Origin of the sequence: Salmonella sp. 5800 (assembly GCF_046558195.1) — a bacterium.
In the GTDB taxonomy this organism is placed as follows: Bacteria; Pseudomonadota; Gammaproteobacteria; order Enterobacterales; family Enterobacteriaceae; genus Salmonella; species Salmonella enterica.
Genome location: NZ_JBGDOX010000001.1, coordinates 972,241 through 989,729, shown reverse-complemented (window position 1 = coordinate 989,729; position 17,489 = coordinate 972,241). Strand labels below are relative to the sequence as shown.

16 protein-coding genes, 1 tRNA gene and 2 pseudogenes are annotated in these 17,489 nt (G+C 52.0%); 7 read left to right on the top strand and 12 right to left on the bottom strand.

What is annotated here, in order from left to right:
* A partial coding sequence (locus ACLJZ5_RS04990) for a tetratricopeptide repeat protein (protein ID WP_410958878.1) occupies positions 1–417 on the top strand: 417 nt, incomplete at its 5' end.
* A 43-nt stretch (positions 418–460) separates the two neighbouring features.
* On the opposite strand, the gene narP is transcribed toward ACLJZ5_RS04990, so the two are convergent.
* Positions 461–1,108: a nitrate/nitrite response regulator protein NarP gene (narP, locus tag ACLJZ5_RS04985; protein WP_001115500.1), complete on the bottom strand. Its 648-nt coding sequence runs from the start codon at positions 1,106–1,108 to the stop codon at positions 461–463.
* Positions 1,109–1,837: 729 nt separating this feature from the next.
* Here narP and pagL point away from each other — a divergent pair.
* Entirely contained in the window at positions 1,838–2,401 is a 564-nt protein-coding gene (gene pagL, locus ACLJZ5_RS04980) for a lipid A 3-O-deacylase PagL (RefSeq protein ID WP_000281867.1), read from the top strand.
* Between the two features lie 192 nt (positions 2,402–2,593).
* Here pagL and ACLJZ5_RS04975 read toward each other — a convergent pair.
* The 5 genes and pseudogenes from ACLJZ5_RS04975 to ACLJZ5_RS04955 all read right to left on the bottom strand — a co-directional run bounded on the left by ACLJZ5_RS04975 (position 2,594) and on the right by ACLJZ5_RS04955 (position 5,009).
* A pseudogene (locus ACLJZ5_RS04975) lies at positions 2,594–2,797 on the bottom strand (DinI-like family protein).
* Positions 2,791–2,883: pseudogene (locus ACLJZ5_RS04970) on the bottom strand (hypothetical protein); the annotation flags it as partial. The pseudogenes ACLJZ5_RS04975 and ACLJZ5_RS04970, both read right to left, overlap by 7 nt.
* Positions 2,839–2,915, bottom strand: a tRNA-Pro gene (locus ACLJZ5_RS04965). The pseudogene ACLJZ5_RS04970 and the gene ACLJZ5_RS04965, both read right to left, overlap by 45 nt.
* 73 nt (positions 2,916–2,988) lie before the next feature.
* Complete coding sequence (yejM, locus tag ACLJZ5_RS04960) at positions 2,989–4,749, bottom strand: LPS biosynthesis-modulating metalloenzyme YejM (protein WP_000256155.1); 1,761 nt, start codon at positions 4,747–4,749, stop codon at positions 2,989–2,991.
* 32 nt (positions 4,750–4,781) lie between these two features.
* Positions 4,782–5,009 (bottom strand): YejL family protein, encoded by a 228-nt coding sequence (locus tag ACLJZ5_RS04955; protein WP_001135904.1) that lies wholly within the window; start codon positions 5,007–5,009, stop codon positions 4,782–4,784.
* A gap of 179 nt (positions 5,010–5,188) precedes the next feature.
* On the opposite strand from ACLJZ5_RS04955, the gene yejK reads away from it, so the two are divergent.
* A complete protein-coding gene (yejK, locus tag ACLJZ5_RS04950; protein ID WP_000050804.1) occupies positions 5,189–6,196 on the top strand; it encodes a nucleoid-associated protein YejK in 1,008 nt (335 codons plus the stop codon).
* Between the two features lie 27 nt (positions 6,197–6,223).
* A complete protein-coding gene (locus tag ACLJZ5_RS04945) occupies positions 6,224–6,844 on the top strand; it encodes a hypothetical protein (RefSeq protein WP_024797764.1) in 621 nt (206 codons plus the stop codon).
* 108 nt (positions 6,845–6,952) lie between these two features.
* On the opposite strand, the gene rplY is transcribed toward ACLJZ5_RS04945, so the two are convergent.
* Complete coding sequence (gene rplY / locus ACLJZ5_RS04940) at positions 6,953–7,237, bottom strand: 50S ribosomal protein L25 (RefSeq protein WP_000494192.1); 285 nt, start codon at positions 7,235–7,237, stop codon at positions 6,953–6,955.
* 124 nt (positions 7,238–7,361) lie between these two features.
* Positions 7,362–9,122, bottom strand: coding sequence for a DEAD/DEAH box helicase (locus ACLJZ5_RS04935; protein ID WP_024798512.1), 1,761 nt, complete (start codon positions 9,120–9,122; stop codon positions 7,362–7,364).
* A 151-nt stretch (positions 9,123–9,273) separates the two neighbouring features.
* On the opposite strand from ACLJZ5_RS04935, the gene rsuA reads away from it, so the two are divergent.
* The 3 genes from rsuA (at position 9,274) to ACLJZ5_RS04920 (ending at position 11,922) form a co-directional block, all read left to right on the top strand.
* On the top strand, positions 9,274–9,969 hold the full coding sequence (gene rsuA / locus ACLJZ5_RS04930; protein ID WP_001234836.1) for a 16S rRNA pseudouridine(516) synthase RsuA: 696 nt from the start codon (positions 9,274–9,276) through the stop codon (positions 9,967–9,969).
* A 27-nt stretch (positions 9,970–9,996) separates the two neighbouring features.
* A complete protein-coding gene (locus ACLJZ5_RS04925; RefSeq protein ID WP_000213349.1) occupies positions 9,997–11,187 on the top strand; it encodes a Bcr/CflA family multidrug efflux MFS transporter in 1,191 nt (396 codons plus the stop codon).
* 390 nt (positions 11,188–11,577) lie between these two features.
* A complete protein-coding gene (locus ACLJZ5_RS04920; protein WP_001094639.1) occupies positions 11,578–11,922 on the top strand; it encodes a YejG family protein in 345 nt (114 codons plus the stop codon).
* 3 nt (positions 11,923–11,925) lie between these two features.
* Here the strand turns inward: ACLJZ5_RS04920 and yejF are convergent, their stop codons facing one another.
* Genes yejF through ACLJZ5_RS04900 form a run of 4 tightly spaced genes read right to left on the bottom strand, consistent with a single transcriptional unit; the run spans position 11,926 to position 17,451 of the window.
* Entirely contained in the window at positions 11,926–13,515 is a 1,590-nt protein-coding gene (gene yejF / locus ACLJZ5_RS04915; protein ID WP_024797686.1) for a microcin C ABC transporter ATP-binding protein YejF, read from the bottom strand.
* Position 13,516: 1 nt separating this feature from the next.
* On the bottom strand, positions 13,517–14,542 hold the full coding sequence (locus ACLJZ5_RS04910) for an ABC transporter permease (RefSeq protein ID WP_001137761.1): 1,026 nt from the start codon (positions 14,540–14,542) through the stop codon (positions 13,517–13,519).
* The gene (locus ACLJZ5_RS04905; RefSeq protein ID WP_000501623.1) at positions 14,542–15,636 is read right to left on the bottom strand and encodes a microcin C ABC transporter permease YejB; all 1,095 of its coding nucleotides are present in this window, start codon (positions 15,634–15,636) and stop codon (positions 14,542–14,544) included. Before ACLJZ5_RS04905 ends, ACLJZ5_RS04910 begins: the two co-directional genes overlap by 1 nt.
* Positions 15,637–15,645: 9 nt before the next feature.
* Entirely contained in the window at positions 15,646–17,451 is a 1,806-nt protein-coding gene (locus tag ACLJZ5_RS04900) for an extracellular solute-binding protein (RefSeq protein WP_024798079.1), read from the bottom strand.
* Positions 17,452–17,489 lie beyond the last annotated feature (38 nt).

Genomic DNA, 17,489 nt, shown 5'->3' with positions numbered 1-17,489 from the left:
CGGCTGGCGCTGGGGCTGCGTACCCGCCTGCAGAATGATGCCGGCAATGTTGAGGGCTGGCTCATGCTGGGGCGCATCGGTATGGTACTGGGTAATGCCGGTACCGCCACCGGGGCGTATGCGAACGCTTACCGTCTGGACCCGAAAAACAGCGATGCGGCGCTGGGCTACGCGGAGGCGCTGACGCGCTCGTCCGACCCGGAGGATAACCGCCGCGGCGGGGAGCTGCTGCGCCGGCTGGTGAGCCGCGACCACACGGATATCCGGGTGTTAAGCCTGTATGCGTTCAGCGCCTTTGAGCAGCAGCGCTTTGGCGAGGCGGTGGCGGCCTGGGAGATGATGCTGAAGTTACTGCCGGCGGGTGACGCCCGGCGGGCGGTGATAGAGCGCAGTATCCGGCTGGCGCAGGAGAAATAATTCCCTGACGGCCCGGTGGCGTGGCGCCATCGGGCCTGGCTTGTTACTGCATTCCGCGTGTTTGTAAAAATAGAATGGTCGCCGCGACGCGCGAGCGCACGTTTAGCTTGCGAAGTAGATTACGAATGTGCACCTTAACCGTCTGCTCAGAAATATTCAGTACTGACGCAATCTGTTTGTTAGAAAGCCCCTGCGCCAGCTCATGCAAGACATCTAACTCTCGTTCGGTCAGGATACTAAAGGGATCTTCCTGCGCGCCAAACCGTTCGCGCTCACGCAGATATTCATTGACCCGATCGCTAAAGACTTTACCGCCGTTAGCGCCTTTGCGAATGGCCTCCAGCAGCACTTCCGGATCGCTATCTTTGAGCAGATAACCGTCGGCGCCGGCGTCGATCAGCGCGTAGATGTCGCTGGCGGAATCCGAGACGGTAAGAATAATAATTTGCGCCGTCACACCATCCCGGCGTAGCGCGTTCAGGGTATCTAACCCGCTCAGACCTTTCATATTCAGATCCAGCAGGATCAGATCGGGCTCAATGCGATTCGCCAGATCGATCGCACTCGCCCCGTCACCCGCTTCGGCAACGACATAAAAAGCCGGGTCCAGTTCCAGTAATTGACGAATACCTCGCCGCATAAGTGGATGGTCGTCCACAATAAGCACCTGAAAAGGTGTTACTTCAGGCATGCTATATCTCCTGAGTTTTATTAGAATGATTATTGTTTTCAGCGCGGAAATCGTCCAGATTTGCCACATTGTCAAGCGCGTAAATTTTACCCTAATTAGTGCATGGGTAAGTAGTAAAACCTGTGACAGGCGAGTAATTAGCTGAACGATAGAAAGGATAAAACAACCCGTTGTGAGAGAAAACAGAATACTCCCTGAAGTTGAATACTGGTCTGGACGCTTTTTTCGGACAATGTGACATAACAGAAGTGTGGCATATGTAGCTGCGCCCTTGCCCCCGTAAGTCCAGACTATCTTTCCTGGCAGGAAATTCCTTATTAAAAGTCATAGCGTCTAAAGCTTTTCATTATTAACAAATTATTTTAATTGAATTTATTTATGGTTTTATTAATGCCAATGAAATACATCTGAGCAGAACGAATAAACCGCGACATCTGTTAAATTAAATATTAAGTCAATAGCAGAGGTATTTTTATGCGATAAAGAGATTCTGACGATATTCTTATCATAAATGAAAATGTGGTCAGGAATGAGAGTCATTCACTTATAACTTATCCTGGATGTGCCTGAACAACACTCGCGGCGTTTTGAGCACCCGTTGGGGCGACTCAAGGGGAAAGCGTAGTGTGGATGCTATATCAGCCGTTTCTGTGAGCGTAAGCGTGGCGTAGAAAATTTTAAATATGTTAGCCGGTTAAAAATAACTATTGACATTGAAATGGTGGTGGAGTGTATATGAAGAGAATATTTATATATATATTATTACTTTGTGCATTCGCATGTTCTGCTAATGATAATGTTTTTTTTGGCAAGGGCAACAAGCATCAGATCTCTTTTGCTGCGGGAGAAAGTATAAGAAGAGGAGGGGTTGAGCACTTATATACGGCATTTCTGACATACAGTGAACCCAGCGATTTTTTCTTTTTACAGGCAAGAAATAATCTGGAGTTAGGAGGATTTAAGGCTAAGGGTATCGATGATTGCAGTAAACATTCTGGCAGCGTTCCCTGCAATAAATATAACCAGGGCGTATTGGGTATCTCGAAGGATGTGGCGCTGGTTCATTTCGCTGGTATCTATACCGGTATTGGTCTGGGGGCTTATATAAAATCTAAGTCGCGAGATGATATGCGTGTCAATTCTGCATTTACCTTTGGAGAAAAAGCGTTTCTTGGCTGGAACTTTGGGGCTTTTTCTACAGAAGCTTATATCCGGCATTTCTCGAATGGATCACTCACGGATAAAAATTCAGGGCATAATTTTGTAGGTGCTTCAATTAGTTATAATTTCTGAAGTTGAATAACAATTAGCGAGTTGCTGGCTGAAGGAGTAATTAATCACCGTACGTTGTCTACAAAAACGTGTTGTGACTAGCCGATCATTATCGGCCCTATGGCGACAGGGAGGCTAATTGTTAGTGACAAAGAAGTGGTAGGCCGTTTACCTTACCAGAACGTTTTATTATTGCTGCGACAGATTGCTTACTCATTTACCTGCCACTGCAAACATTTCTTCCAGCATAGGGTATAGATGCGCTTTTTCTGTTTTAGTACAAAAATGGTTTACGTTATTTGCCTGCATTGACTTTACGTTGACCACTGCACGGGAAAGGTGTCCGATCAGTTCATGCTAAATCAGTTCATGCAAAATAACGTCTCTGGCATCAGCTAACTTTTTAATTGTAGGCATAAAAAAACCAGCCCTGAGAGGCTGGTTTTTAAGGGGAATTTTGGTCGGCACGAGAGGATTTGAACCTCCGACCCCCGACACCCCATGACGGTGCGCTACCAGGCTGCGCTACGTGCCGACTTGTGGGTGCTAATACTACCTCTTTCCAACGCGAATGCAAGGGGAAACGGTGCTAACTGATTTATAATTAATCAGTTAGCGATAAAACGTTTCTCTTCTGTTAGCACTTGCAGCAGCAGACTGAGCTGCGGCTTCTGATCTTTGATCTTCTCGCCGTGTAAGTCATAGGTCTGATAATGACCGTTATTATTGAGCACCAGAGTCATTTGCGGCGTCGTGATTGCCAGCGTACTGCCGTCTGCCGCCGTTACCCAGTTATGACGACGTGGAACGGTAAAGATGTCCTGGCCCTGTGAATATTCGTTCGCTGGCGTGCTGACATGTAACAGGCGTTGCATCAACGTGGTCATCACATCGGTATGATCGGTAAGCACATTAATACGCTGCGCAGGCGTCCCCGGCCAGTGGATCACCAGCGGTACTTGCAGATGACCTTGCGACCAGTCGAAGCGATTTTCTTCCGGCGTCAACGGTATGCCGCGTCCTGCGGTAATGATCACGACGGTATTGTCGAATTTACCGGCCTCTCGCAGCGCGTTCAGAACCCGATTGATTTGCGCATCCACGTCGCTGGCGGCGCTGGCGTAACGCTTAACAAAATTCTTCTGATTACTGTCATCAATGTTAGTACCGTTAAACGATACCCATGAGAACCAGCGGTTATCTTCCTGTGCGTAGCGCCCAAGCCAGTCTATCCACTGGCTGGCCGTTTGCGCATCAGACTGCGTCTGCGCTGTCGGCATCGAGAAATCGGACAGTAATGCCTGACGGTAAAGCGGGCTGGCGAAGCCATCCGAAGAAAACAGTCCCAGTTGGTAGCCTTGCTGATTCAACGCGGTAATGAGCGCCGCAGGCGTTCTGGTGGATAACACGCCATCCATATAGCCTGGCGATATGCCATAGAACAGGCCGAAAATACCGTTATCAGTGGTATTCCCTGAACTCATATGACGGGTGAAGTCGATGTTTTGCTCGGCAAATGTAGCCAGCTCCGGCATCTGCTTCTCAAAGCGGGAATAGTTCAGGCCGTCTACGGTAATGAGCAGCACATTCTGACCGGTGCCCATATCGCGATAGTGCAAATTGCTGAGCGGGTACTGTACGGAGACCGCTTCCGGATTGCCTTGCTCTACCAGACGGCGCTGATATTCCTGCGCATCCAACAGACCGTGTTTTTCAAGAAAACGTCGCGCCGTCATCGGATAAGAGAGCGGCAGGTTTGCCCGCTGCATGGTAATCGGCCGGTAAAAATTAGCGTCTGCCCAGATGTAGATAAGATGCGATGCGATAAAGGAGACGAAAAAGAATGCCGCAAGCGGCCTTGCGAAATGGCGGCGGCGCGTGAGACTGCGCAGCTTTTGCCAACTCCATGTCGCAAATAGCATCTCAATCAATAAGATAACCGGCACGCTAATAAACATAAGCTGCCAGTCGCGCGCCATTTCGTTCTGGTCAGGGTTGATGACCAGCTCCCAGACAATGGGGTTAAGATGCAGGTGAAAACGGGTAAAGACTTCGCTGTCGATAAGCAACAACGTCATACCTGCGGTCGCCAGAATGGCTGATAAAAACCGCATCAGCCGCTGGGACATCACGATAAACGTGAGCGGAAAAAGAATAAGCAAATAGGTGGCGAACACCAGAAAGCTAAAGTGCCCGACAATGCTCAGGTAGGAGTATATGCGACCCGCAAGCGTTGTCGGCCAGTCGGCGACAAACAGGTAACGGCTGCCGAGCAACGTAGCCAACAGTATATTGAACAGAGCGAACCAGTGCCCCCAGCTAACCATCTGGGAGACTTTTTCACGGTAGCGCTGACGATGAGTTACCATACCTGTCGCTTGTTTCTCCGGAGTCGGGCTTTTTAGTGCGCGTTGTCTTCGCTAATCGAAGACTGCAAGGCGCGGGCAAAAGAGTTCGCAATCGCCTGGCGTTGAGCCGGCGCAACGCTGGTGTTGATAAGGTTGGTGACCATATTTCCCAGCACCATCAGGGAAAGATCGGTCGGCGCCTTATGTTTTTCCAGTACACTGAGCAGTTCGCTCAGCAGTTGTTCAACATGTTCATCACTATAGCGGGAGAGTTGTGGCATAAATCAAAATCTGTTTGTTCATGAAAGGGCAACATATTACCGTAGCAACAGTTTTTTTTCTGCATTTTTATCCCCTAAATCATTCGCGTTACGGATAACGCCTGAAATGACAGGGCGATTGCTTGCGTCTTCCGGCAGGCGGTGGTTGAATACCGCCCGGTCTTAAAGGAGAGTTTATCATGAGTCTGGATATCAACCAGATTGCCCTGCACCAGCTTATCAAGCGCGATGAGCAAAATCTTGAGCTGGTCTTGCGCGATTCATTGCTGGAGCCGACAACCACCGTTGTCGAGATGGTGGCTGAACTGCATCGGGTCTATAGCGCCAAGAATAAGGCGTATGGCCTGTTTAATGAAGAGAGTGAACTGGCGCAAGCGCTGCGGTTGCAACGTCAGGGGGAAGAAGATTTTCTTGCCTTTAGCCGGGCGGCGACCGGACGCCTGCGTGACGAACTGGCGAAATATCCCTTTGCGGACGGCGGCATTGTATTGTTCTGCCATTATCGCTACCTGGCGGTGGAGTATCTGCTGGTTACGGTACTGAACAACCTGAGCAGTATGCGGGTCAATGAAAATCTGGACATTAACCCGACGCATTATCTTGATATCAACCATGCGGATATCGTGGCGCGTATCGATCTTACCGAGTGGGAAACTAATCCGCAATCGACCCGCTATCTGACGTTTCTCAAAGGTCGGGTAGGGCGCAAGGTCGCTGACTTCTTTATGGATTTCCTCGGTGCCAGCGAAGGGTTGAACGCCAAAGCGCAGAATCGCGGCCTGTTGCAGGCAGTGGATGATTTCACCGCAGAAGCGCAGTTGGATAAAGCGGAACGTCAGAACGTGCGTCAGCAGGTGTACAGCTACTGCAACGAGCAGTTACAAGCCGGGGAAGAGATTGAGCTGGAATCGCTGTCTAAAGAGCTTTCCGGCGTCAGTGAAGTCAGCTTCAGCGAATTTACCGCCGAAAAAGGCTATGAGCTGGAAGAGAGCTTTCCGGCGGATCGCAGTACGCTGCGCCAGCTAACCAAATATGCCGGCAGCGGCGGCGGGTTAACGATTAACTTTGATGCGATGCTGCTGGGCGAGCGGATTTTCTGGGACCCGGCGACCGATACCCTGACTATCAAAGGGACGCCGCCGAATCTGCGCGACCAGTTGCAGCGACGCTCGTCGGGCGGGAAATAAAGGCATACGACATAAAAGGACGCCGTAGTGAGTAAAGGAATACGTCAGAAGCCGCCTGTTAATTTCAGTTTATTTCGGCAGGTTTTGTATGCGCACATTGTCGCATTTTTGATGATGTTGGTGCTCGGCATGGTGTTCACCGTTCTCTCGTTGGTACTGTTTTATACTTATGGCGCCAACTGGTTACTGAGCTTGTTCATATGCCCGCTGTTCTTGTTAAGTGGTTTATTCATTACTGGATTTGCTTTTAAATCAACCTGGTCCAGCATACGTTACTATTACGACAAGGGGCAGTTGAAACGGTATGGACTCAATCTTGATGCAACTTTGACGCATAAAGAGAAGGTGGAAATATGCATCGATAATGCAAAGCGTCAAGTGCGTGTAGATGAACTGGAGCTCCATGTCTTATTTGATTTTCAGTTTGATAGCAAGACATGGAGCTGCGGCGACTTACTGACCAATGAAAAGGTATTTGATGCGTTGAATGACGGGCAAACGATACCAATACGAATTTTGCCATGGAAACCAGAAAGTGCCAGCGTTCGTCAACGGGCATTATTCAATCGGCTTAAAGGTATGAATACCGCGGCGGAAACTACAGATCCTCGATTAGGGGAGGCGCTAATTGAATATGGCGAGGTGTAAGAAAGCAGAAAAGCAAAGTGGGTTCTCGTTGCTCTGCATGTCGTCAAATTCAATTAAACGCATAAAAAAACCCCGCCGGGGCGGGGTTTTTCTTCAACTTCCAGGCGATTACGCGCGAACGAAGTCGATGTGAGTCAGCTTCGGTTTGTAAGCGTGACGCTGTACAGCCTGAGCTTTAACTTTTACTTCTTTACCGTCAACAACGAGGGTCAGAACTTCGCTGTAGAATTCAGCTTTAGCTTGCATGTTCATCACCTGGTCGTGGTCCAGTTCGATAGCAATCGGGGCTTCAGAACCGCCGTAGATGATTGCCGGGAACTTGTTAGCGGCGCGCAGGCGGCGGCTCGCACCCTTACCCTGCTCTTTACGTACTTCTGCGTTGATAGTAAACATTTAAATCTCTCTTTAATAATTCCTGCTACAGGCGACCCAGCAACAGGTAAGTGATCTGCTTTGCGTATGCAAAGGCGGGCGGGATTCTATACTCAAATCGCCGTTACATCAATGAAAAGTACAATTAACCACGTAATTCGTGCGCCCGGCGGAAGCGGCCTTCATAGTCGAACACTTTTTCACGCACCTGCCAGTACTGGCCTTTCATCCGCGCGACCACAAAATCGGGATGCCGCAACAGCGCCTGCTGCGCGACAATATCCGCCGCCGTGATCCAGCGTAAAGGAACGCCAGGCGTGCGCGTATGCGGGCGAATAAATAGCTGTTCGAAAGCGGTACGCTGGGCGGGCGTGTGCAAGCGGAAGCGCTCACTGACATCCGCGCCGTCCTCGTCATAGTAAGTGGTTTTCAGCCATTCGCCTTTCTCATCCTGCCCATGCTGCATCGTCATTCCGCTACAGCGCAGGACTAACGCATCCTTGAGCCTGAGCGCCGCTTTTAACATATCGTCCGGGTCGACCAGAATAGCGTCACATTCCCGGCAGCGTCGGGCGGCAATATCGTTTTCGGCATTACACTGCGGGCAGTTTTTGAAGCGAAAGCGAAAATCGCACTGCTCGCGATGGCCGTCGTCATCCTCAAACCAGCCCTGGCAGCGACGGCCAAAGTGTTCAATCAGCGTGCCGTCGGCAGTGGTTTTCCCCCAGAAGGTGTTGGCAAAGCCGCAGGCCGGGCAAAATACCTGGACAGGGACGTTATCGCTTTTTCCCTTCGGGCTACCGACCTCCGGGGCATACAGGTCGTGCGGGTTGCCAGCGTAATCAAGAATCAGGCAATCGGTCTTTCCCGGCGCAAGGCGCAGACCACGCCCGACAATTTGTTGGTAAAGACTAACTGACTCGGTGGGACGTAGAATCGCGATGAGATCAACGAGTGGGGCGTCAAAGCCGGTGGTCAGCACCGAGACGTTAACCAGATAGCGAAAACGCTGCGCCTTGAAATTATCAATCAGCGCGTCGCGCTCGGGCCCTGGCGTATCGCCGGTAATCAGCGCCGCGTCGTCCGCCGGAAGAAGACCGACAATCTCTTTCGCATGTTCGACCGTGGCGGCGAAAATCATCACGCCTTTGCGCGTTTGCGCAAATTCCATAATCTGGCTGATGATGTGCGGCGTAATCCGCTGCTGCTTTTTCAGCTCGCGGTTCAGGTCGGCTTCGCTGAACAGCCCATTGCTTTGGGCCTGCAGGCGGCTGAAATCGTATTGGACCACTGGCATATCAAGCCGCTCAGGCGGCGTCAGATAGCCGTGTTTAATCATATAGCGCAGCGGCAGTTCATAAATACAGTCGCGAAACAGAGCGTTGTCGTTGCCGCGCACCATACCGTGATAATGAAATTGATAAATCCAGCCTTTTCCGAGGCGGAAGGGCGTGGCGGTGAGCCCAAGCAGACGTAAGTGAGGATTAACTTTACTCAGGTGAGTGAGGATTTGCTGATACTGACTATCTTCATCGTCACCGATGCGGTGGCATTCATCGACAATCAACAGCGAAAACTCCTCCTGGAAGGCGTCAAGATTACGCGCCACCGACTGTACGCTGCCGAACACGACTTTGCCCTGACTCTCTTTACGTTTGAGTCCGGCGGCGAAAATATCCGCTTCCAGCCCCAGCGCGCAATATTTGGCGTGGTTCTGCGCGACCAGCTCTTTCACATGCGCCAGCACCAGTACCCGTCCGCGGGCGACGCGCGCCAGTTCGGCGATCACCAGGCTTTTACCTGCGCCGGTCGGCAGAACAATCACGGCGGGCGTACGGTGGCGGCGAAAGTGGCTGAGCGTGGCGTCTACGGCTTCTTGCTGGTAGGGGCGGAGTGTAAAAATCATGGTCTCACTACGTTAAACGGTTCCGGGAATAGTATGCCATGAATCATTTCCCTTGAGGGATATAGTTAGCCCGCTATACTGAGCGGATAGCAATTCCCTTTTTTCGGGTAGAATGCCCGATTTCCGTATTATTACAGGCTAAATCACACACATGCGACTTGATAAATTTATCGCTCAGCAGCTTGGCGTCAGCCGCGCTATTGCCGGGCGTGAAATTCGTGGTAACCGCGTTACCGTCGATGGCGACATCATTAAAAATGCGGCCTTCAAACTGCTCCCGGAACATGCGGTTGCGTATGACGGCAATCCCTTAGCGCAGCAACACGGGCCACGCTATTTTATGCTTAACAAGCCGCAGGGATACGTTTGTTCAACCGATGATCCCGATCATCCAACGGTACTGTATTTCCTGGATGAGCCGGTGGCGTATAAGCTGCATGCCGCAGGACGTCTGGATATCGATACTACCGGTCTGGTGTTAATGACAGATGACGGTCAGTGGTCGCACCGCATTACGTCGCCGCGCCATCACTGTGAAAAAACCTATCTGGTGACCCTGGAGTCGCCGGTGGCCGACGATACGGCAGCGCAATTTGCGAAAGGCGTGCAGTTGCATAATGAAAAAGATCTCACTAAACCCGCTACGCTGGAGGTGATAACGCCTGTGCAGGTCCGTCTGACCATCAGCGAAGGCCGTTATCATCAGGTGAAGCGGATGTTTGCCGCAGTAGGCAATCGCGTTGTGGAACTGCACCGCGAACGGATTGGCGCCATTACGCTGGATGAGAATCTGGCTCCCGGCGAGTATCGCCCGTTGACTGAAGAAGAAATCGCCAGCGTCGGCTAACTATCTCGTTAAATTCAGGAGTTCGATGTGACCACCCGGCAGCACTCTTCCTTTGCCATTGTCTTTATCCTTGGCCTGTTGGCCATGTTAATGCCGCTGTCGATTGATATGTATCTTCCAGCGCTGCCGGTGATTTCTGCGCAATTCGGCGTGCCTGCCGGTAGCGCGCAGATGACGCTCAGCACCTATATTCTGGGGTTTGCGCTGGGTCAGCTTATCTATGGACCGATGGCGGATAGCCTCGGGCGTAAGCCGGTCATCCTGGGCGGGACGCTGGTATTTGCTGCTGCGGCGGTCGCCTGTGCGTTGGCGCAGACTATCGATCAACTGATCGTGATGCGTTTCTTTCACGGTTTGGCGGCCGCGGCGGCAAGCGTCGTCATCAATGCGCTGATGCGGGATATTTATCCAAAGGAAGAGTTTTCGCGCATGATGTCATTTGTCATGCTGGTCACTACGATAGCGCCGTTAATGGCGCCCATTGTCGGCGGCTGGGTGTTGGTATGGTTAAGCTGGCACTATATCTTCTGGATACTGGCCATTGCGGCGATTCTGGCGTCAGTCATGATCTTTGCTCTGATTAAAGAGACGCTGCCCGTTGAGCGGCGTCAGCCTTTCCATATTCGTACCACAATAGGTAACTTTGCGGCGTTGTTTCGCCACAAACGCGTACTGAGCTATATGCTGGCGAGCGGGTTTAGTTTTGCCGGTATGTTCTCTTTTTTGAGCGCGGGGCCGTTTGTCTATATCGAAATTAATCATGTTCCGCCGCAGGATTTCGGCTACTACTTCGCGTTGAACATCGTATTTCTGTTTGTGATGACGATTATCAACAGCCGTTTTGTCAGACGGGTAGGGGCGCTAAACATGTTTCGGGCCGGGCTATGGATTCAGTTTGCGATGGCGGTGTGGATGGTTTTCAGCGCGCTGATGGGCATTGGATTCTGGGCGCTGGTGGTCGGCGTTGCGGCGTTTGTCGGCTGTGTGTCGATGGTTTCGTCCAATGCGATGGCGGTCATTTTGGATGAGTTTCCGCATATGGCCGGAACGGCGTCTTCGTTGGCGGGCACTTTCCGCTTTGGTATTGGCGCTATCGTCGGCGCGTTGCTGTCGCTGGCTACCTTTACCAGTGCGTGGCCGATGATTTGGTCGATTGCGCTTTGCGCCGCCTGTTCCATTCTGTTTTATCTCTACGCCAGCCGTCCCAAAAAACGGTGACGGGCGCGGTGTCCCTCAATGGCGCCGAAGAATGCGCAGGCGGCGTTGGGGGACGCTATCCGCTACACGATGGCAAAGCCAAACGGCTTTCATAGTTGATGTATATCAATTACCAATTCATCATTTTCCTCCTTTATGTTTATTTTATGTAAAATCCATTTATGTAAAAAGTCACATCATTGTAGTTAAAAAGGTTGAGTTAGATCGCAGAAACGGGTACATATAGCCCGCCGCTATCTCCGCGTCGGTAAAACTATTTTAACTCCCGCTTGCTGTAGAGCCACTGACGGAGAGAAGGGCGTTAGCAATCTGTTTAAGGACGGGTTGTCAATGATGTGTTAATATAAATGTAAGTAAATTGTGAAGTAATTGTGCTTCCGGGGAAAGAAAGTGAATACATTACAGCTCTCAATTGTTCACCGCCTGCCGCAAAACTATCGCTGGTCGGCGGGTTTTGCGGGGTCAAAGGTTGAACCGATTCCGCAAAACGGGCAGAGCACCGAGAATAGTCTGGTGGCGCTTAAACTGTTGAGTCCGGCAGGCGATAGCGCGTGGTCAGTGATGCATAAGCTCAGCCAGGCGCTAAGCGATATTGAAGTTCCTTGCTCCGTGCTGGAATGCGAAGGGGAACCGTGCCTGTTCGTTAATCGTCAGGATGAGTTTGCCGCCACCTGTCGGCTGAAAAATTTCGGCGTGGCGATAGCGGAACCTTTTTCTAACAATAATCCTTTTTAGGCGTCAGCTTAACGCGAGTAGCTGACGCGTATAGGCCTGTTGCGGTGCGGTAAACACGCGCTCGCATTGCCCCTGTTCAACCACCTCCCCCTGCCGCAGCACGATAACCTGATGGCACAGCGCGCGTACTACATGCAGATCGTGGCTAATGAAGATATAGGCCAGACGGTGCTTTTGCTGGAGCGATTTCAGGAGGGCAAGAATCTGCGCCTGAACGGTTTTATCCAGCGATGAGGTCGGTTCATCCAGAATAATAAGCGACGGTTTTAAAATCAGCGCCCTGGCGACGGCGATACGTTGACGCTGGCCGCCGGAAAACTCAGCGGGGTAACGATGCCGTGTTTCCGGGTCCAGGCCGACTTCCATCATGACCGCTTTCACCTGCTGTTCGCGCTGCGCGCCTGAAAGCGTAGGCTGGTGGACGCGCAGGCCTTCTTCGATAATTTGCAACACGTTTAAACGCGGGTTTAGCGATGAGTTCGGGTCCTGGAATACGACCTGGATACGGTGGCGAACAGGTAAAAGCTGGCGGCGGTTTAACGTATCCAGCGATTGACCGTCAAACACGATGCGGCCTTCGGAGCGGATAAGCCGTAACAGCGCCAGACCGGTGGTGCTTTTTCCCGATCCTGACTCGCCGACCAGACCCAGCGTTTCGCCTGGATGCAGGGTGAAACTGATATTGTTAACCACCACATTATGATCCACGACGCGCTTCAGAATGCCTGTGCGGATCGGGAAGGCGACGCGCAGCCTGTCCACTTCCAGCAACGGCGTCTGCCCGGTGGGGAGCGGAACCGGATCGCCTGTGGGTTCGCTGTTGAGTAGTTTTTGCGTGTACGGATGGGTCGGCGCGGAGAGCAGCGTGTCGGCGTGTTGGTTCTCTACGCACTTGCCGTGTTGCATTACCGCCACTGAATCCGCCAGTTTTTTTACAATGCTGAGGTTATGGGTGATAAACAGCAATCCCATATTGAGCTCGCGCTGGAGTTCCCGCAGTAGAGATAAAATCTGCGCCTGTACGGAGACGTCGAGGGCGGTGGTCGGCTCATCGGCGATCAGTAATTCCGGCCGTGTTAACAGCGCCATGGCTATCATGACGCGCTGGCGTTCGCCGCCGGAAAGCTGATGCGGATAATCGCGTAGACGCTGGCTCGCCTGGCGGATACCGACCCGATCCAGACAACCGATCATCTCCGCCCTTGCCGCCTCCCGACGCATTCCCCGATGGAGCGACAGCACTTCATAGAGCTGTTTTTCCAGCGTATGCAGTGGGTTAAGTGAAACCATCGGTTCCTGAAAAATCATGGCGATTTTATTGCCGCGCACGCCGCGTAGCGTCTGCTCGCTGGCATGAAGCAATGATTCGCCGTGAAAGCGAATATCGCCGGAGAGGTAGACGGCGGGAGGGGTAGGCAAAAGACGCAGAATGGAAAGCGCCGTCACGCTTTTTCCTGACCCGGACTCGCCGACCAGCGCCAGCGTTTCCCCGGCGTTCACCTGTAACGAAATGGCGTTAACGACAGGGCGCACGTGCTGTTGCTGACGGAAACCTACCGATAAATTTTCAATCGCAAGCAATGGAGATGTCATCTTATACCGCCTTAGCAGGATCAAAGGCGTCGCGTACCGCTTCGCCGATAAAAATCAGCAGCGATAGCAGAATGGCGACAGACAGAAAGGCGGCGATCCCCAGCCAGGGAGCCTGTAAGTTGTTTTTCCCCTGTAAAAGAAGTTCGCCGAGAGAAGGGGAGCCAAGCGGCAGACCAAATCCCAGAAAATCCAGCGACGTCAGGGTGGTGATGGAGCTACATAAAATGAACGGTAAAAATGTCAGGGTAGCGACCATCGCATTAGGCAACATATGGCGCAGGATAATGTCACGATCGCTGACGCCAAGCGCCTGCGCGGCGCGGATATAGTCAAAATTGCGGGTCCGTAAAAATTCGGCGCGCACCACGCCCACCAGACTCATCCAGCCAAACAGTACGGTTATGGCCAGCAGCCACCAGAAGTTAGGCTGCACTACGCTGGAAAGTAAAATAATCAGAAACAGGGTCGGCATCCCCGACCAGACTTCGATGAGACGTTGTCCCCATAAATCGACTTTGCCGCCATAATAGCCCTGTAGCGCGCCCGCCAGTACGCCCATGACGCTGGAGCAAATCGTTAACATCAGGCCGAATAAAATAGAAATGCGGGTGCCGTACAGGATGCGGGCGAAAACGTCGCCGCCATTCGCATCGGTGCCCAGCCAGTTTTTCGCCGAAGGCGGGGAGGGGAAAGGCTGCGTGGTGGCAAAATTAATGGTATTGGCGCCAAAGCGTACGGGAGCCCACAACACCCAGCCCCGATTCTCAAGCTGCCGTTGTAGCCAGGGGTCCTGATAATCTGCCGTTGTCGCCAGCGGGCCGCCGAAATCGCGCTCGCTGTAATTTTTTACCAGCGGAAAATACCACTGGCCTTCATAGCGCACCAGCAATGGCTTATCGTTAGCAATCAGTTCCGCGCATAAGCTCAGGCTGAACACTACCAGGAAAATCCATAGTGACCAGTAGCCCCGGCGATTATGGCGGAAACGCGCCCAGCGGGCCTGATTGACCGGGCTTAATCGCGGCATTATCGTCCCTCAAAATCAATGCGTGGATCGACCAGCGTATAGCTGATATCGCTCAGGATATTCAGTAATAAGCCAATCAGGGTAAAGATATAAAGCGTACCGAACATCACCGGATAGTCGCGCGAAACGGTTGCTTCATAACCCAGCAGCCCCAGGCCGTTGAGCGAGAACATGACTTCAATTAGCAACGAGCCGGTGAAAAACATACTGATAAAAGTGGCGGGAAACCCGGCGATCACCAGCAGCATGGCGTTACGAAAAACATGTTTCCAGAGAATGTTTTTTTCACTCACGCCTTTAGCGCGAGCGGTAACGACATACTGTTTACGCACCTCGTCGAGAAACGAATTTTTCGTCAGCATCGTCAGGGCAGCAAAACCGCCGATGACGGTCGCCAACACCGGTAGCGTAATATGCCACAAATAATCGGTGATTTTTTGGTACCACGGTAATGTGTCAAAGTTGGCGGAGACCAGGCCACGTAGCGGAAAGATATCGTAGTAGCTGCCGCCGGCAAAAAAGACGATTAATAAAATAGCGAACAGAAAGGCGGGGATCGCATAACCGATAATGATAAACGCGCTGCTCCACACATCAAAGCGACTGCCGTTATGGACGGCTTTGCGGATCCCCAGCGGGATAGACACCAGATAAATAATCAGCGTGCTCCATAATCCCAGGGTAATGGAGACGGGAAGGCTATCTTTGATCAGCGTTAGTACGGATGCGCTGCGAAACAGACTGTCGCCGAAGTCAAAAGAGAGATAGTCCCGTAGCATCTTGAAATAACGCTCATGCAGCGGTTTGTCGAAGCCGTAGCGATGGGTGATCTCCGCGATCACCTCCGGATCGAGTCCCCGGCCGCCGCGATAATGGCTGTCGCTGATATTGCCGACGCCGGTTTGCGCATGACTGGCGCGAACGCCTTCGCCGCTGGCGCCGGGCAACGCGCCGCCCTGGCCAAATTCAATCGCGGCAATAGCCTGATCGACAGGGCCGCCGGGAGCGATCTGCACGATAAAAAAGTTAATGGTAATAATGGCCCATAGCGTGGGGATCACCAGTAACAGACGGCGGATAAGATAGGCGCCCATTGATTCTTACTACCTCCTGGCTGCCGGTAGTTTGGCGGCTTTGTTGACATCATACCACCAGGTATCTAACCCGATGGTATATACCGGGCGAATCGCCGGATGGGAGAATTTATCCCACCAGGCGAGCCTGTCTTGCGCCATATACCACATCGGCAGCATGTAATAGTTCCAGGTCAGCACGCGATCCAGCGCCCGTCCCAGCGGCACCAGTTTCGCTTTATCACCCTGCGCTGCGATAATTTGCGCGATCAGTTTATCCACCACCGGGCTTTGTACGCCGGGAGCGTTATAACTGGAGTTAATGTATTCCGACGCCCATGAGATTTGTAGATCGGAGCTGGGCCAGGGCATCGCCCGCCATAGCCTCGGCATCATGTCATAGTCGCGGCTGCGCATCCGGTTGGTGAGCTGAGAATTATCAACCTGACGGATAGTCATCGTAATGCCCAGACGCTGAAGATTATGCTGGAAGGGTAGAACCCACTGGCTATTACTGCTGGCAGGAAGGAGAAGTTCAAACGTCAGAGGCTTACCGGTGACGCTATTGACCCGTTGCTGTCCGTTGAGCACCCATCCGGCCTGCGTCAACAAGGCGTCAGCTTTAAGAAGATTTTCGCGATCGTAGCCGTCGCCGTTAGAGACCGGCGGCTGATAGATCTGAGTGAAGACTTCAGGAGGAAGATCTTTTTTCATCGGCGCGAGTAATACCAGCTCATCGGCGTCAGGATAATTTCTGGCGGCGTACTCGGTATTCTGGAAGTAACTGTTGGTTCGGCTCCAGGCATTATAGAACAACGCTTTATTCATCCACTCAAAATCGAAGGCCAGGGTGACGGCTTCACGTACCCGTCGGTCTTTAAATACCGGGCGCTGAATATTAAAGGCCAGCCAGCGTGTGTCCTGCGCCGACTCGTTTTTCTGCTCTTCTTTAATGATGTAATGATTATCGAAATTTTTACCGATGTAGCGCGTTGCCCAGTTTTTAGCGTCGTTTTCCAGCCGTAGATCAAATGCGCCCGCTTTAAACGCCTCGAAAGCGACATTGTCATCAAGGTAGTAATCGTAGCGGATAGTGTCGAGGTTAAAACGTCCACGATTGACCGGCAGATTAGCCGCCCAGTAGTTTTTGACGCGTGAATAGACAATGTACTGGCCCATTTTCCACTGAGTAATCCGGTATGGCCCGCTGGCTAAGGGCGGCGTTGAAAGCGGATCGCTGAGTTTGTGATTTTTCCAGAATTTTTCGGGCATGATCGGTAGTGAAAACAGACTAAGCATGTCTTCTTTACCAGGCTTCGCCAGCTCAATTCGCACGGTTAAAGGCGCAATCGCCTTCACGGTAGTACCTTTATAGACCAAACGGAACTGCGGTACGCCTTCGGTCATAAACTTATGAAAGGTAAAGGCCACATCGCGGGCGGTAATGGGCGTGCCATCGTGAAAACGAGCGCGGGGATTAATCGAGATTTCCACCCAGGAATAGTCGGCGGCATAGCGGGCATGGTCGGCAATCAGCGGATAATAGCTTCCGGGCTCATCATCCGAGGTGGTAAAAAGCGTATCGTAAAGGGCTTCGGTACGTACGCCGGGATTGCCGCGCAGCGAATAGCGATTGAAATTATCGAACGTACCAATGGCGGAAAGCGTCATCTGACCGCCTTTCGGCGCAGCAGGATTCACATAATCAAAGTGATCAAAGTTAAAAGCATACTTAGGTTCGCCGAGTACGGCGAAAGCGTAGCTTTCTTTGATTTCCTGGGCCTGGGCGCCAGCGCTAACCAGTGCGACAAGCAGAAGCATTACGCGCGCAATCATCTGAAGGCGGTTTCCTTATCGTATTGCCCGCTGCAAAC

What these genes read in the sequence shown, in the direction of transcription:
- narP (WP_001115500.1), bottom strand. Translation starts at nt 1,108, where the DNA reads ATGCCTGAAGTAACACCTTTTCAGGTGCTTATTGTGGACGACCATCCA.
- yejM (WP_000256155.1), bottom strand. Translation starts at nt 4,749, where the DNA reads ATGGTAACTCATCGTCAGCGCTACCGTGAAAAAGTCTCCCAGATGGTT.
- ACLJZ5_RS04955 (WP_001135904.1), bottom strand. Translation starts at nt 5,009, where the DNA reads ATGCCACAACTCTCCCGCTATAGTGATGAACATGTTGAACAACTGCTG.
- yejK (WP_000050804.1), top strand. Translation starts at nt 5,189, where the DNA reads ATGAGTCTGGATATCAACCAGATTGCCCTGCACCAGCTTATCAAGCGC.
- rplY (WP_000494192.1), bottom strand. Translation starts at nt 7,237, where the DNA reads ATGTTTACTATCAACGCAGAAGTACGTAAAGAGCAGGGTAAGGGTGCG.
- ACLJZ5_RS04935 (WP_024798512.1), bottom strand. Translation starts at nt 9,122, where the DNA reads ATGATTTTTACACTCCGCCCCTACCAGCAAGAAGCCGTAGACGCCACG.
- rsuA (WP_001234836.1), top strand. Translation starts at nt 9,274, where the DNA reads ATGCGACTTGATAAATTTATCGCTCAGCAGCTTGGCGTCAGCCGCGCT.
- yejF (WP_024797686.1), bottom strand. Translation starts at nt 13,515, where the DNA reads ATGACATCTCCATTGCTTGCGATTGAAAATTTATCGGTAGGTTTCCGT.
- ACLJZ5_RS04910 (WP_001137761.1), bottom strand. Translation starts at nt 14,542, where the DNA reads ATGCCGCGATTAAGCCCGGTCAATCAGGCCCGCTGGGCGCGTTTCCGC.
- ACLJZ5_RS04905 (WP_000501623.1), bottom strand. Translation starts at nt 15,636, where the DNA reads ATGGGCGCCTATCTTATCCGCCGTCTGTTACTGGTGATCCCCACGCTA.
- ACLJZ5_RS04900 (WP_024798079.1), bottom strand. Translation starts at nt 17,451, where the DNA reads ATGATTGCGCGCGTAATGCTTCTGCTTGTCGCACTGGTTAGCGCTGGC.